This window comes from Streptomyces sp. CNQ085, assembly GCF_022614595.1.
Lineage (GTDB): Bacteria > Actinomycetota > Actinomycetes > Streptomycetales > Streptomycetaceae > Streptomyces.
The window spans coordinates 1-13,444 of sequence record NZ_JAJFAU010000135.1; the positions used below are offsets into that span (position 1 = coordinate 1).

The window sequence follows — 13,444 nt, forward strand, 5'->3', positions numbered from 1 at the left end:
GGGTCGAGGAGCGGATCGAGGAGGGGCGTGCGCGCTCTGCGGACGAGCGCGGGGATTACGGGGTGCGCCCGGCAGGGGTGGAGGAAGCTTCGGTGGAGCCTGCCGCGGACGGCGCCGATGCCCCAGTACACGGCCAGCGCGCCCAGCGGTACCGCGAGCCAGGGGAAGCCGAAGAAGGCGAAGATCAGCCCCCAGCCGCCGATGACCAGGGCGTACCGGGCCCGGCGCTGGACGGGGTCGGTCGGGTCCCAGCGCATGCCACCGGGTGCACCGCCCTGGCCGCCGCCCTGCTCCGGACGGTCGCCGCCGCCGAAGCCGCCGCTCTGCCGGCCCGGCTGGCGGCTGCTCCACCGGCGGCCCCAGTCGGGTGAGGAGCCTTCCGGCCGGTCGCCGTCCCCGCCCTCGCCGCCATCCCGCGGGGAGTCCGGCGAGCCGGACGAGCCCGACGGGTCCGAGGAGCCGGACGGACCGGCTCCCCGGGACCCGCGCGGACGCCAGGGCCGCTCGGGGCGGCCCTCGGGCGGCGCGGCGAAGGGGTTGTCGTCCTCCCGGCCGCGCGGGAGGCGGTCGCGCAGGAGCGGACCGGGGGAGACCCGGGCGGAGAGGGCGAACGGCCCGGAGGGTGACAGGCCGGAGGGGGACGGGCCGCGGGCGGGCCGCCGGAGCGGACCCGGGGCGGTACCGGCCGGGATCCCGGTCGAGGTCTCAGGGGCCGCGCGGCGTCGTCGGTCCGTCATGTGCTCTGTGTCTTCCCCTAGTTGTCGTCCCGGCGCCGGGCCGTTCGCCGATGTGTGCTCCAGACGCTACCGGGCGGCCGTCCCCCCGTCCCGAGGGGGCCGTCCGGTGTGCCGGTATCGTTGCCGACGGTCGGCCGCTTCGTAGGGTTCCCCGGATTCGTCCGCCCCACGGATTCGTACGACCGTACAAAGCCGCACCGTCCCACCGAGAGATCCGAGAAGAGCCTCGTCGTGGCCTCCGCTTCCCGTTCCTTCGCCGCCCATTCCCCGGCCCGCGTCGTGGTTCTCGTATCGGGTTCGGGCACGAACCTCCAGGCGCTCCTCGACGCCGTCGCCGAGGAGAGGCCGGACGCCTTCGGTGCCGAGATCGTCGCCGTCGGGGCCGACCGCGACGGCATCGCCGGGCTGGAGCGCGCCGAGCGCGCCGGGCTGCCCACCTTCGTCTGCCGCGTGCGCGACCACGCGGGCCGGGACGCCTGGGACCGCGCGCTGGCCGAGGCGGTGGCGGCCCACGAGCCCGATCTGGTGGTCTCCGCCGGTTTCATGAAGATCGTGGGCAAGGAGTTCCTCGCCCGGTTCGGCGGGCGCTTCGTCAACACCCACCCCGCCCTGCTCCCCAGCTTTCCCGGTGCCCACGGCGTGCGCGAGGCGCTCGCGTACGGCGTGAAGGTCGCCGGGTGCACCGTCCACTTCGTCGACGACGGCGTCGACACCGGCCCGATCATCGCCCAGGGCGTGGTCGAGGTGCGGGAGGAGGACGACGAATCAACGCTCCACGAGCGGATCAAGGAAGTCGAGCGGCGGCTGCTCGTCGACACGGTGCGACGCATCGCCCGCCACGGCTACCGCATCGAGGCAAGAAAGGTCATTCTCGGTCATGACTGAAGGCTCCGAGACCACCACCGAGGCCCCCGCGGCCCCCAGGCGGCCCGTCCGCCGCGCGCTGGTCAGCGTCTACGACAAGACGGGCCTGGAGGAGCTGGCCCGCGGCCTGGACGCGGCGGGCGTCAAGCTCGTCTCGACCGGTTCGACGGCCGCGCGGATCGCCGCCGCGGGCGTGGAGGTCACCCGGGTCGAGGAGCTGACCGGCTTCCCCGAGTGCCTGGACGGCCGGGTGAAGACCCTCCACCCACGCGTGCACGCCGGCATCCTGGCCGACCTGCGCCTGGAGGACCACCGCCGGCAGCTCGACGAGCTGGACGTGGAGCCCTTCGACCTCGTCGTCGTCAACCTCTACCCCTTCCGGGAGACCGTCGCCTCCGGCGCCTCCCCGGACGAGTGCGTGGAGCAGATCGACATCGGGGGTCCGTCGATGGTCCGCGCCGCGGCCAAGAACCACCCGTCCGTCGCCGTCGTCGTCAACCCCGGCCGCTACGGCGAGGTGCTGGAGGCCGTCACGGGCGGCGGCTTCGACCTCGCGACGCGCAGGCGGCTGGCCGCCGAGGCGTTCGCGCACACCGCGGCCTACGACGTGGCCGTCGCCTCCTGGTTCGCGACCGACCACGCCCCCGCCGACGACTCCGGCTTCCCCGAGTTCCTGGGCACCGCCTACCAGCGCTCGAACGTGCTGCGCTACGGCGAGAACCCGCACCAGGCCGCCGCCCTCTACAGCGACGGCACCGGCGGTCTGGCCGGGGCCGAGCAGCTGCACGGCAAGGAGATGTCCTACAACAACTACACGGACACCGAGGCCGCGCGCCGGGCCGCCCACGACCACGCCGAGCCGTGCGTGGCGATCATCAAGCACGCCAACCCCTGCGGCATCGCCGTCGGCGCGGATGTCGCCGAGGCCCACCGCAGGGCCCACGCCTGCGACCCGCTGTCCGCCTTCGGCGGCGTGATCGCCGTCAACCGCCCGGTCTCCGTCGCCATGGCCGAGCAGGTGGCCGAGATCTTCACCGAGGTCATCGTGGCGCCGGACTACGAGGACGGCGCCGTGGAGGTGCTGGCCCGCAAGAAGAACATCCGCGTGCTGCGCTGCCCCCAGGCCCCGGCCGCCCATCTGGAGCACAAGCCGGTCGACGGCGGTGCGCTGCTCCAGGTCGCCGACCGCCTCCAGGCCGACGGCGACGACCCCGCGGCCTGGACGCTCGCCACCGGCGAGGCGCTGGGCGAGGCGGAGCTGGCGGAGCTGGCCTTCGCCTGGCGCGCCTGCCGGGCGGTGAAGTCCAACGCGATCCTGCTGGCCAGGGGCGGCGCCACCGTCGGCGTCGGCATGGGCCAGGTCAACCGGGTGGACTCCGCCAGACTCGCCGTCCAGCGCGCCGGCGAGGAGCGGGCGCGCGGATCCTACGCGGCCTCCGACGCCTTCTTCCCCTTCCCCGACGGCTTCCAGGTCCTGGCGGACGCGGGCGTGCGGGCGGTCGTCCAGCCCGGCGGCTCGGTCCGCGACGAGCAGGTGATCGAGGCGGCGAAGGCGGCGGGTGTGACGATGTACCTCACGGGCACCCGGCACTTCTTCCACTGAGGTGGACGCACGTCAGGCCGCGCCCCGGCGGGGGCGCGGCCTGCGGTGTGCGCGGGCCGGTCAGGCCCGTGGGCGGTTGAACCAGGCCGCCGACTCGGTGGAGGACAGCAGTACGACGCAGACGATGCCGAGCACCAGCCACAGCAGCCCGAGGGGCAGCGTGGCCAGGCCGACCAGCACCAGGACGGCCGACCAGACGATGCTCCAGATCCGCAGCCCGTTACCGCCCCGCGGGAACTTCACGGCCAGCACGATGCCGACGATCGCGTGGAGCAGGAAGAAGACGAACAGCGCGTAGTAGACGCCGGTGCCCACGCCCAGATCGCCGTAGGTCTCCTCCAGATCGTCCTCGGCCGCGGCGAAGGTGACGATCGCCAGGAGCGAGAAGAGGGCCTGGAGCCCGCCGGCGATGAAGAAGATCATGCGGGACGAGCTGACCTTGCCCGGCATCGCCCCGGGCGGCCCGCCGGGAGGCCCCCCGGGGGAGCCCGCCGGGCCGGGCGGCGGGGACAGCGGATGCTCCTCGGCACCGCCGAAGGGGCCGTGGTGCCCGCCGGGCGGGCCGCTCGTCCGCCCCGCGGAGGGCCGGTCGTACGGGTTCTTCCGGTAGGGCTCGTTCGGGGTGTTCGGGTCGGAGCTGCTCATGGCGTTCTCCTCCGGTTCCTCCGGGTTCTCCGGGCGATCTGTGCGGTGACCGGACGCCGAGGGGGCCGCGCCACTCCCTCAGAAACCACCCTTCCCCGTACCGGCCCGCACATCCCCGGCGGATGCGTGCGCGCGCCGGAACGGAGGAGGAACCGGCGGAGGGGATCTACTGCCGCTGCTTCACTACGACGCTGTTGACCACCTTGTCGGCGAAGGTCTGCTTCTTGCCGTCCCACAGCGGCCACAGGTAGCCGATGTAGCAGGCCGCGCCGTCCAGGATGTGCGCCAGCTTGCGCACGAAGGCCATGCCGAAGCCGAGCGGCTGCCCGTCGGCCTCCCGCAGCAGGCTGATCCTCAGTGCCTTCTTACCCGGGGTCTGGCCGGTCCTGCCCTCCCTGTGGATCAGCCACAGCTGGCCGGCCAGGGAGAGCAGGACTCCGACGATGATCAGCGGCCAGGCGCTGCCGGGTATCTCGGCCGCGTTCTGCGCACAGACCGTGTCGCCGATCGGGCAGTTCCCGGCCGCGTCGATGAGGGCTCCGATGACCTGCGCGTAGCCGATGCCGATCAGGATCATCGGCACCAGGCCGACGATCAGGCTGTCCAGCAGGTACGCGCCCGCCCGGGAGCCCCAGCCCGCGTACGGCGGCATGCCGCCGCCCTGGGGCTGCTGGGGGTACTGAGGGTGCTGGGACTGCTGCGGCTGCCGGGGGTACGCGCCCTGCGGCGGCGGGCCGTACGGGTCCTGCGGGTGGCTCATGAGCGTCTTCCTTACGCGCGGACGGGACAGGGACGGTCGGGGCCGAGAGATGTCCAGGGGGACGTCCGAAGGAACACCGCGGCGCCCCCCCGCAGCTCCGCTGCGTGAGGAACGGGTCGTACAAGAGCGTGCCTCCCCCGTGCGCCGCACCCGGTCGGCCCCCGCGGGCACGGCATCCGCGACCATGCTGGTGGGGGACGGATGACGCTGTCCAGACAAGACGGAGGACTGTGGCGAATCCGCAACACCCGGGCTCCGCGGCTCCTGTGGAACAAGTCGCTCCGCGACGCGGGCATCACTCTCCGTACCCGAGGAGCCGCGCGGTGCCGTGCGGTGCGGACGCGATTGGAGACAGGGTCCCCGTATCCGGGAAGATGGCCCCATGACCGCCCAGATTCTCGACGGCAAGGCCACCGCAGCCGCGATCAAGACCGAACTCGCCGCCCGCGTAGAAGCCCTGAAGGCGCGCGGCATCCAGCCCGGCCTGGGCACGCTCCTGGTCGGCGACGACGTCGGCAGCCAGAAGTACGTCGCGGGCAAGCACCGCGACTGCGCCCAGGCGGGCATCGCCTCCATCCAGCGCGAGCTGCCCGGCACCGCCTCCCAGGAGGACATCGAGGCGGTCGTCCGCGAACTCAACGAGGACCCGGCCTGCACCGGGTACATCGTGCAGCTCCCGCTGCCGCGCGGGATCGACACCAACCGCGTCCTGGAGCTGATGGATCCGGCCAAGGACGCCGACGGGCTCCACCCGACGAACCTCGGCCGCCTGGTGCTCAACGAGCGGGCCCCGCTGCCGTGCACCCCCAACGGCATCGTCGAGCTGCTGCGCCGCCACGAGGTGGAGATCGACGGGGCGGACGTGGCCGTCGTCGGCCGCGGCATCACCGTCGGCCGATCCATCGGACTGCTGCTCACCCGCCGCTCGGAGAACGCGACGGTGACCCTGTGCCACACCGGCACCCGGGACCTGGGAGAGCATCTGCGCCGGGCGGACATCGTGGTGGCGGCGGCCGGGGCGGCGCACCTGGTCCGCCCCGAGTACATCAAGCCGGGCGCGGCCGTGCTGGACGTGGGTGTCAGCCGGGACGCGGCGACGGGGAAGATCGCCGGCGATGTGCACCCGGACGTCGCGGAGGTGGCCGGGTGGCTCTCGCCGAATCCCGGCGGCGTCGGCCCGATGACGCGGGCGATGCTGCTGGCCAACGTGGTGGAGGCGGCGGAGCGCGCCGCGGGTGCGGACCGTGTCGGCTGAGACGGGAACCGAGCGGACCGGGCAGGCCGGGGGGAGTGAAGGCGCCCGCGGGCGCCCCTCCCGGCGCTTCCCGCTGATCACCCGCGACACCGCCCGTCCCGAGGGGGGCGGGCGGGCGGCCCCCGGGGAAGCCCCCGCACCCGCGCGGCAGTGGCCGCTGCTGTGCGTGCTGGCCGGTACGGCCGTCGGCCTGCTGGTGACGCTCGGCCACTTCCGTACGGGCCTGCTGACCGTCGGCCTCTCCCTGCTGGCCGGCGCCGCGCTGCGCTGGGCCGTGCCGTCGGTGGGGATGCTCGCGGTGCGCTCCCGCTTCACGGACGTGGTGACGTACGGCCTGATGGGCACGGCGGTCGTGCTGCTGGCACTGATGGCGCAGCCCGCCCCCCTGCTGGAGATCCCCTTCCTGGAGGACATCGTCCACTTCACGATCCGCTGACCGGGCCGGGAACGCGGCCCCGGGGCGGACGCCGGCACACGAGGGGGGCCGGCCGAATCCGTACGGCATGACGGCGTGAATCCGGGGAACGCGGTTCCACGTACCCCCCCCCACGGGCACGGTACGCCCCCTGCGGCCGCCCGCCGATCCCCCCTCCGGCGGGCGGCCGCCCCCCGCTCCCCGGGACGGAGCCGTCGGATAGCCTGACGCCAGGTCTCTTGATGTAGAGATACGTTGGAGACCCAGCCGCCACTGTCAGGTAAACGGAGACCGCCATGACCCGCACTCCCGTCAATGTCACCGTCACCGGCGCCGCCGGCCAGATCGGCTACGCGCTGCTGTTCCGCATCGCCTCCGGTCAGCTGCTGGGCCCGGACGTGCCGGTCGCGCTGCGCCTCCTGGAGATCCCGCAGGGTCTCAAGGCCGCCGAGGGCACCGCGATGGAGCTGGACGACTGCGCCTTCCCGCTGCTCAGCGGCATCGAGATCACCGACGACCCGAACAAGGCGTTCGACGGCGCAAGCGTCGCGCTCCTGGTCGGCGCCCGCCCGCGCACCAAGGGCATGGAGCGCGGCGACCTGCTGGAGGCCAACGGCGGCATCTTCAAGCCGCAGGGCAAGGCCATCAACGACCACGCCGCGGACGACGTCAAGGTCCTGGTCGTGGGCAACCCGGCCAACACCAACGCCCTGATCGCCCAGGCCGCCGCTCCGGACGTACCGGCCGAGCGCTTCACCGCCATGACCCGCCTGGACCACAACCGGGCCCTGTCGCAGCTCGCGAAGAAGACCGGTGCCCCGGTGTCGGAGATCCGCCGCCTCACCATCTGGGGCAACCACTCGGCCACCCAGTACCCGGACGTCTTCCACGCCGAGGTCGCGGGCAAGAACGCCGCCGAGGCCGTGAACGACGAGAAGTGGCTGGCCGAGGACTTCATCCCGACCGTCGCCAAGCGCGGCGCCGCCATCATCGAGGCCCGCGGCGCCTCCTCGGCCGCCTCCGCCGCCAACGCCGCCATCGACCACGTCCACACCTGGGTCAACGGCACCCCGGAGGGCGACTGGACTTCCATGGGCATCCCCTCGGACGGCTCCTACGGCGTCCCCGAGGGCCTGATCTCCTCCTTCCCGGTCACCTGCTCCGGCGGGAAGTACGAGATCGTCCAGGGCCTGGAGATCAACGAGTTCTCCCGGGCGCGCATCGACGCCTCCGTGAAGGAGCTGGAGGAGGAGCGCGAGGCCGTCCGCGGCCTCGGCCTCATCTGATCCGGGACCCGCTCCGGAACACCCGCGCACCGAAGGCTCCCGGCCCCCTCCGGCCGGGGGCCTTCGGCGTTCCGGAACGGAGCCGGGACGGGGTCGCAGCAGGAACGGGGGCCGGGTCGCTCTCCGTGTCCGAAAGAGTACTTCATGTGGCAACCGTAATATCCTCCATGTCCTCGCATCGCCTTAAATTCATTCACATAGATCCCTGATGATCATGGTTTCTCGTGTGAGTCATGCCACTTGCCATGGATTAAAAGAATGAATTCCTCGGTACGGGGCATGGGACCGGGTCGCTCGGCCTGCCGGGCGGCAGGAGCACCATGCGAGGAAGGCAGTACGGAACGTGTCGGCGATCGAGACCACGCACATCGACGGGGAGTGGCGCTCCTCCCTATCCGGAAGAACCAGGGAGGTCCTCGACCCCGCCGACGCGACGGTGCTCGCGGTCGTCTCCGAGGGCGGCGCCGAGGACGTCGACGCCGCAGTCGAGGCCGCCCGCCGCGCCTTCGACACCGGCGACTGGCCGCGCACCCCCGTCGCCGAGCGGGCGGCGCTGCTGAGGCGCACCGCCGACCTTCTCCAGCGGGACCGCGAGCAGATCGCGCTCACCGAGTCCATGGACACCGGCAAGACCATCGAGGAGGGCCGCGTCGACGTCGACGACGTCACCGCCGCCTTCCGCTACTTCGCCGACCGGGCCGTGAACAGCTCCGGCGGGCGCGTGGTGGACGCGGGCAGCCCGGACGTGCACAGCGTCGTCGTCCACGAACCGGTTGGCGTCTGCGCGCTGATCACTCCCTGGAACTACCCGCTGCTCCAGGCGAGCTGGAAGATCGCCCCGGCGCTGGCCGCGGGCAACACCTTCGTCGTCAAGCCCAGCGAGATCACCCCGCTGTCCACCGTCCACCTGATCCGGCTGCTGACCGAGGCCGGCCTGCCCGCGGGCGTGGCGGGCCTGGTCACCGGCGCGGGCGACCCGGTCGGTGCCCGGCTCGCGGAGCACCCCGGCGTGGACCTGGTCTCCTTCACCGGCGGCCTGGTCAGCGGCACCAAGGTGGCCGCCGCCGCGGCCGCCACGGTCAAGAAGGTCGCCCTGGAACTGGGCGGCAAGAACCCCAACGTCGTCTTCGCCGACGCCTGCGCCACCGAGGAGGGCTTCGACACCGCCGTCGACCAGGCCCTCAACGCCGCCTTCGTCCACAGCGGGCAGGTCTGCTCGGCCGGCGGCCGCCTCATCCTGGAGGAGTCCGTCCACGACCGCTTCGTCACCGAACTCGCCCGCCGCGCCCGCCGCATCCGGCTCGGCCGCGGCACCGAGCCCGGCGTCGAGTGCGGCCCGCTCGTCTCCCAGCGGCAGCTCGACAGGACCGAGGAGTACGTCGCCTCCGCGATCGCCGAGGGCGCCGTCGTGCGCTGCGGCGGCGAGCGCCCAGGGCCCTCCGACATCCTCCCGGCCACCGGCTACTTCTACCCGCCGACCGTCCTGGACCGCTGCGACCGCGCGATGCGCGTGGTGCGCGAGGAGGTCTTTGGCCCAGTCCTGACGGTGGAGACCTTCAGCACCGAGGACGAGGCCGTGACCCTGGCCAACGACACCGAGTACGGCCTGGCCGGTGCCGTATTCTCCGCCGACACCGCCCGCGCCCGCCGGGTCGCCGCCCGGCTGCGCCACGGCACTGTGTGGATCAACGACTACCACCCCTACCTGCCGCAGGCGGAGTGGGGCGGCTTCGGCCGCTCCGGTGTGGGGCGCGAACTAGGCCCCTCCGGACTGGACGAGTACCGCGAGACCAAGCACGTCTACGAGAACCTGCGCCCCGCACCGGTGCGCTGGTTCACCGGCTGACCACACCCCGGCGCCTCCACGCGCCCCGCTCACTCCCGCGCCTCCCTGACGCGACACCCCTGTAGGAGCACCACCTTCATGCCCAGCAACACCACCTACGACTACGTGGTGATCGGCGGCGGCACGGCCGGCTCGGTGATCGCCTCCCGGCTCGCCGAGGACCCCGGCACCACCGTCGCCCTCATCGAGGGCGGTCCCTCCGACATCGACCGCCCCGAGGTACTGACCCTGCGCCGCTGGCTCGGCCTGCTCGGCGGCGACCTCGACTACGACTACCCCACCACCGAGCAGCCACGCGGCAACTCCCACATCCGGCACAGCCGGGCGCGCGTGCTCGGCGGCTGCTCCTCGCACAACACCCTGATCTCCTTCAAACCGCTGCCCTCGGACTGGCAGGAGTGGGAGGACGCCGGGGCGAGCGGCTGGAACGCCATCGCGATGGAGCCCTACTACCACCGGCTGCGCAACAACATCGTCGCCGTCGACGAGAAGGACCGCAACGCCATCGCCCGCGACTTCGTCGACGCCGCCAGGGCGGCCCTCGGCGTACCGCGCGTGGAGGGCTTCAACGACAGGCCGTTCACCGAGGGCGCCGGCTTCTTCGATCTCGCCTACCACCCGGAGGACAACAAGCGCTCCTCCGCCTCCGTCGCCTACCTCCATCCCCACATGGAGGCCGGCGACCGGCCCAACCTGGAGCTGTGGCTGGAGACCTGGGCGTACCGGCTCCGGTTCGGCGGGGAGAGCGGCCGACGCGTCACCGGCGTCCACGTCCGCACGGCCGACGGCGAGGAGACGCTGGTGACCGCCCGGCGCGAGGTCGTGCTGTGCGCGGGAGCGGTGGACACCCCCAGGCTGCTGCTGCACTCCGGCGTCGGACCGGCCGCGGACCTGTCGGCCCTGGGGATTCCGGTCGTCCACGACCTGCCGGGCGTCGGCGAGAACCTGCTGGACCACCCCGAGTCGGTCATCGTCTGGGAGACCGACGGCCCCATCCCCGAGAACTCGGCGATGGACTCCGACGCGGGCCTGTTCGTCCGCCGGGACCCCGAATCCCCCGGCCCCGACCTGATGTTCCACTTCTACCAGATCCCCTTCACCGACAACCCCGAGCGGCTGGGCTACGAACGCCCCGCCCACGGTGTGTCGATGACCCCCAACGTCCCCAAGCCCCGCAGCCGCGGCCGGCTCCACCTCACCAGCGCCGACCCCACGGTCAAACCGGCCCTGGACTTCCGCTACTTCACCGACGCCGAGGACTACGACGCCCGCACCCTCGTCGACGGCATCCGCATCGCCCGCGAGGTAGCCCGGGCCGCGCCGCTGGACTCCTGGCTCAAGCGGGAGGTCTGCCCCGGCCCGGACATCACCTCCGACGAGGAGCTGAGCGAGTACGCCCGCCGGGTCGCCCACACCGTCTACCACCCCGCCGGCACCTGTCGGATGGGCGCGACCGACGACGAACTGGCCGTCGTGGACCCGCGCCTGCGCATCCGCGGCCTGGACGGTGTCCGCATCGCCGACGCCTCGGTCTTCCCCACCATCCCCGCCGTCAATCCCATGATCGGTGTGCTGATGGTCGGCGAGAAGGCCGCCGACCTGCTCCGCGACGACCGCGACGACCGCGACGACCACGGCGGATCCCGGGACGGGTCCGACGACACCACGACACCGGGAGGTACCGCATGAGCGCAGCCCCAGCCACCCCCTCCGTGCCGGACAGCGCTCCGTACAGCGCTCCGGAGGCTGTGGCACCGAGGGACGGCGACCCGGTGTTCTCCGTCCGGAACCTGTGGAAGGTCTTCGGCCCCAAGGCCGACCGCGTCCCCGGCGACGCCTCCCTGACCGGGCTGCCCGCCGCCGAGGTGCGCGAGCGCACCGGCTGCACCGCCGCCGTCCGCGACATCTCCTTCGATGTCGCCCGCGGCGAGGTCTTCGTCGTCATGGGCCTGTCCGGCTCCGGCAAGTCCACCCTGGTGCGCTGCCTGACCCGGCTGATCGAACCCACCGCCGGCACCCTCCACATCGACGGCGAGGACGTCCTGGCCATGGACCGGGCCCGGCTGCGGGAACTGCGCCGCACCCGCGCCGCCATGGTCTTCCAGCACTTCGGCCTGCTGCCGCACCGTACCGTCGCCGACAACGTCGCCTACGGTCTGGAGATCCAGGGCGTGGGCAGGGCCGAACGCCGCGCCCGCGCCGCCGAGATGATCGAGAAGGTCGGCCTCGCCGGACTCGGCGAGCGCCGCCCCGGACAGCTCTCCGGCGGCCAGCAGCAGCGCGTCGGCCTGGCCCGCGCGCTCGCCGTCGACCCCGAGGTCCTGCTGTTCGACGAGCCCTTCAGCGCACTGGACCCGCTGATCCGCCGCGACATGCAGGAGGAGGTCATCCGGCTCCACCGGGAGGAGGGCCGCACGATGGTCTTCATCACCCACGACCTGTCCGAGGCGCTGCGCGTCGGCGACCGCATCGCGCTGATGCGGGACGGCGAGATCGTCCAGCTCGGCACCCCCGAGGAGATCGTCGCCGCCCCGGCCGACGACTACGTGCGCGACTTCGTCCGCGACGTGCCGCGCGAGCAGGTCATCTCCGTGCGCCGCGCGATGCGCCCGGCACTGGCCGGTGAGGCCGACGCCGGTGTGGCCCTCGCCCCCGGCAAGGTCGTCGCCGAGGCGATAGAGGCCGTGGCGCGCGGCGGCGAGCACGTCCGCGTGACGGAGGACGGCCGCACCCTCGGCGTCGTCGACCATGCCCGGCTGCTGGCCGTCGTCGCGGGCCTGGACCCGGACGCCGGACCGGCCCCGGACCCCGGCGGTTCCCATACCGCCGGCGGGGAGGCGGCCGCCGTATGACGACCGCCACCCCCGCCCCCTCCGCCCGGACCCCGGAACCGGGGAAGCCGGGGAACGGGCAGAGGACCGGAGAGCCCGGCAAGGCCGCCTCCACCCCGCCCGGCCCCGGACCGGGCCGCCCCGGCGCCCCGCGCGGCCTGACCTCCCGCGTCCCCGCCCGCCCGGCCACCCGAAGACTCGTCGTCCTGGCCCTCCTCGCCCTCGTGGCGGCCCCCGCGGCCGCCCTCGCGTGGGGCAGCGGGAGCTGGCCGGACGCCCTGACCCTCGACGTCCGCCCTCCACTGGACGAACTCGACGCCTGGCTGGTCGACAACCGCGAGTCGCACTGGCTGTTCCTGTACTTCCTGCTGCACATCAGCAACAACGCGGTCCTGGCCGTCGACGGCGTCCTCGCCCTCCTCCAGGGGCTCGGCTGGACGGGCGTGACGGCCGGCGCGGCCGCCCTCGCCTGGTTCGCCGGCGGCGCCGACCTCGGCCGCCGCGCCCTGCGCACCGCCGCGACCGCCCTGGGCACCTTCACCGTGATCGGCCTGCTGGACCTGTGGGCGCCCGCCATGGAGACCCTGGCGCTGATGGCCGTCGCCGTCGCCGCCGCCGCGCTGATCGGCGCGGCGCTCGGTCTGGCCGCCGGACTCTCCGACCGCTGCGAGCGGTTGCTGCGCCCGGTGTTCGACACCATGCAGGTGATGCCGGCGTTCGCCTACCTGCTGCCGTTCGTGCTCCTCTTCGGCATCGGCACGCCCTCGGCCCTGATCGCCACCGTCATCTACGCGGCGCCCCCCATGGCCCGCCTCACCTCGCTCGGTCTGCGCGGCGCCGACCCGGCCGCGCTGGAGGCATCCGCCTCGCTGGGCGCGAACGCCTGGCAGCGGCTGGTCACGGCCCGGCTGCCGCTGGCCCGCCGCCAGATGCTGCTGGGACTGAACCAGACCATCATGATGTGCCTGTCGATGGTCGTCCTCGCCTCGGTCATCGGCGCGGGCGGCCTGGGTGACGAGGTCTTCACAGCCCTGTCGCGGGTGGACGTCGGGCAGGCGCTCGGCCCCGGCATCGCCATCGTGCTCATCGCGGTCTGGCTGGACCGCACCACCGCCGCCGCCGGCGCGCGCCTGGACGACGCCTCGGCCCCCGTGAGCCGGAAGCGCGCCTGGTCGGCGCGGGCCGCCGCGGCGGCGCTCGTC

At 73.3% G+C, this 13,444-nt stretch carries 11 protein-coding genes and 1 pseudogene; 9 read left to right on the plus strand and 3 right to left on the minus strand.

Features of this window, described 5'->3' with window-relative positions; all coding sequences use genetic code 11:
* A pseudogene (locus LJ221_RS19440) lies at positions 1-737 on the minus strand (hypothetical protein); the annotation flags it as partial.
* A 231-nt stretch (positions 738-968) separates the two neighbouring features.
* Here LJ221_RS19440 and purN point away from each other — a divergent pair.
* Together purN and purH are read left to right on the plus strand one after the other, a co-directional pair.
* The gene (gene purN, locus LJ221_RS19445; protein WP_241718012.1) at positions 969-1,622 is read left to right on the plus strand and encodes a phosphoribosylglycinamide formyltransferase; all 654 of its coding nucleotides are present in this window, start codon (positions 969-971) and stop codon (positions 1,620-1,622) included.
* A complete protein-coding gene (gene purH / locus LJ221_RS19450; protein WP_241718013.1) occupies positions 1,615-3,204 on the plus strand; it encodes a bifunctional phosphoribosylaminoimidazolecarboxamide formyltransferase/IMP cyclohydrolase in 1,590 nt (529 codons plus the stop codon). Before purN ends, purH begins: the two co-directional genes overlap by 8 nt.
* Positions 3,205-3,264: 60 nt before the next feature.
* On the opposite strand, the gene LJ221_RS19455 is transcribed toward purH, so the two are convergent.
* Positions 3,265-3,849 (minus strand): hypothetical protein, encoded by a 585-nt coding sequence (locus LJ221_RS19455; protein WP_241718014.1) that lies wholly within the window; start codon positions 3,847-3,849, stop codon positions 3,265-3,267.
* 166 nt (positions 3,850-4,015) lie between these two features.
* Positions 4,016-4,609, minus strand: a complete 594-nt coding sequence (locus LJ221_RS19460) for an RDD family protein (RefSeq protein ID WP_241718015.1) — start codon at positions 4,607-4,609, stop codon at positions 4,016-4,018.
* Between the two features lie 382 nt (positions 4,610-4,991).
* On the opposite strand from LJ221_RS19460, the gene LJ221_RS19465 reads away from it, so the two are divergent.
* From LJ221_RS19465 to LJ221_RS19495, 7 genes are all read left to right on the plus strand, one after another.
* On the plus strand, positions 4,992-5,864 hold the full coding sequence (locus tag LJ221_RS19465) for a bifunctional methylenetetrahydrofolate dehydrogenase/methenyltetrahydrofolate cyclohydrolase (RefSeq protein ID WP_241718016.1): 873 nt from the start codon (positions 4,992-4,994) through the stop codon (positions 5,862-5,864).
* Positions 5,854-6,300: a DUF3017 domain-containing protein gene (locus tag LJ221_RS19470; RefSeq protein ID WP_374228508.1), complete on the plus strand. Its 447-nt coding sequence runs from the start codon at positions 5,854-5,856 to the stop codon at positions 6,298-6,300. Before LJ221_RS19465 ends, LJ221_RS19470 begins: the two co-directional genes overlap by 11 nt.
* A gap of 275 nt (positions 6,301-6,575) precedes the next feature.
* The gene (locus tag LJ221_RS19475; protein ID WP_241718018.1) at positions 6,576-7,565 is read left to right on the plus strand and encodes a malate dehydrogenase; all 990 of its coding nucleotides are present in this window, start codon (positions 6,576-6,578) and stop codon (positions 7,563-7,565) included.
* A gap of 343 nt (positions 7,566-7,908) precedes the next feature.
* On the plus strand, positions 7,909-9,411 hold the full coding sequence (locus LJ221_RS19480; RefSeq protein WP_241718019.1) for an aldehyde dehydrogenase family protein: 1,503 nt from the start codon (positions 7,909-7,911) through the stop codon (positions 9,409-9,411).
* Between the two features lie 78 nt (positions 9,412-9,489).
* Positions 9,490-11,100, plus strand: a complete 1,611-nt coding sequence (locus LJ221_RS19485; RefSeq protein WP_241718020.1) for a GMC family oxidoreductase — start codon at positions 9,490-9,492, stop codon at positions 11,098-11,100.
* Positions 11,097-12,263, plus strand: a complete 1,167-nt coding sequence (locus LJ221_RS19490) for a glycine betaine/L-proline ABC transporter ATP-binding protein (protein WP_241718021.1) — start codon at positions 11,097-11,099, stop codon at positions 12,261-12,263. The genes LJ221_RS19485 and LJ221_RS19490 overlap by 4 nt, the downstream gene beginning before the upstream one ends.
* A partial coding sequence (locus LJ221_RS19495; RefSeq protein WP_241718022.1) for a proline/glycine betaine ABC transporter permease occupies positions 12,260-13,444 on the plus strand: 1,185 nt, incomplete at its 3' end. The genes LJ221_RS19490 and LJ221_RS19495, both read left to right, overlap by 4 nt.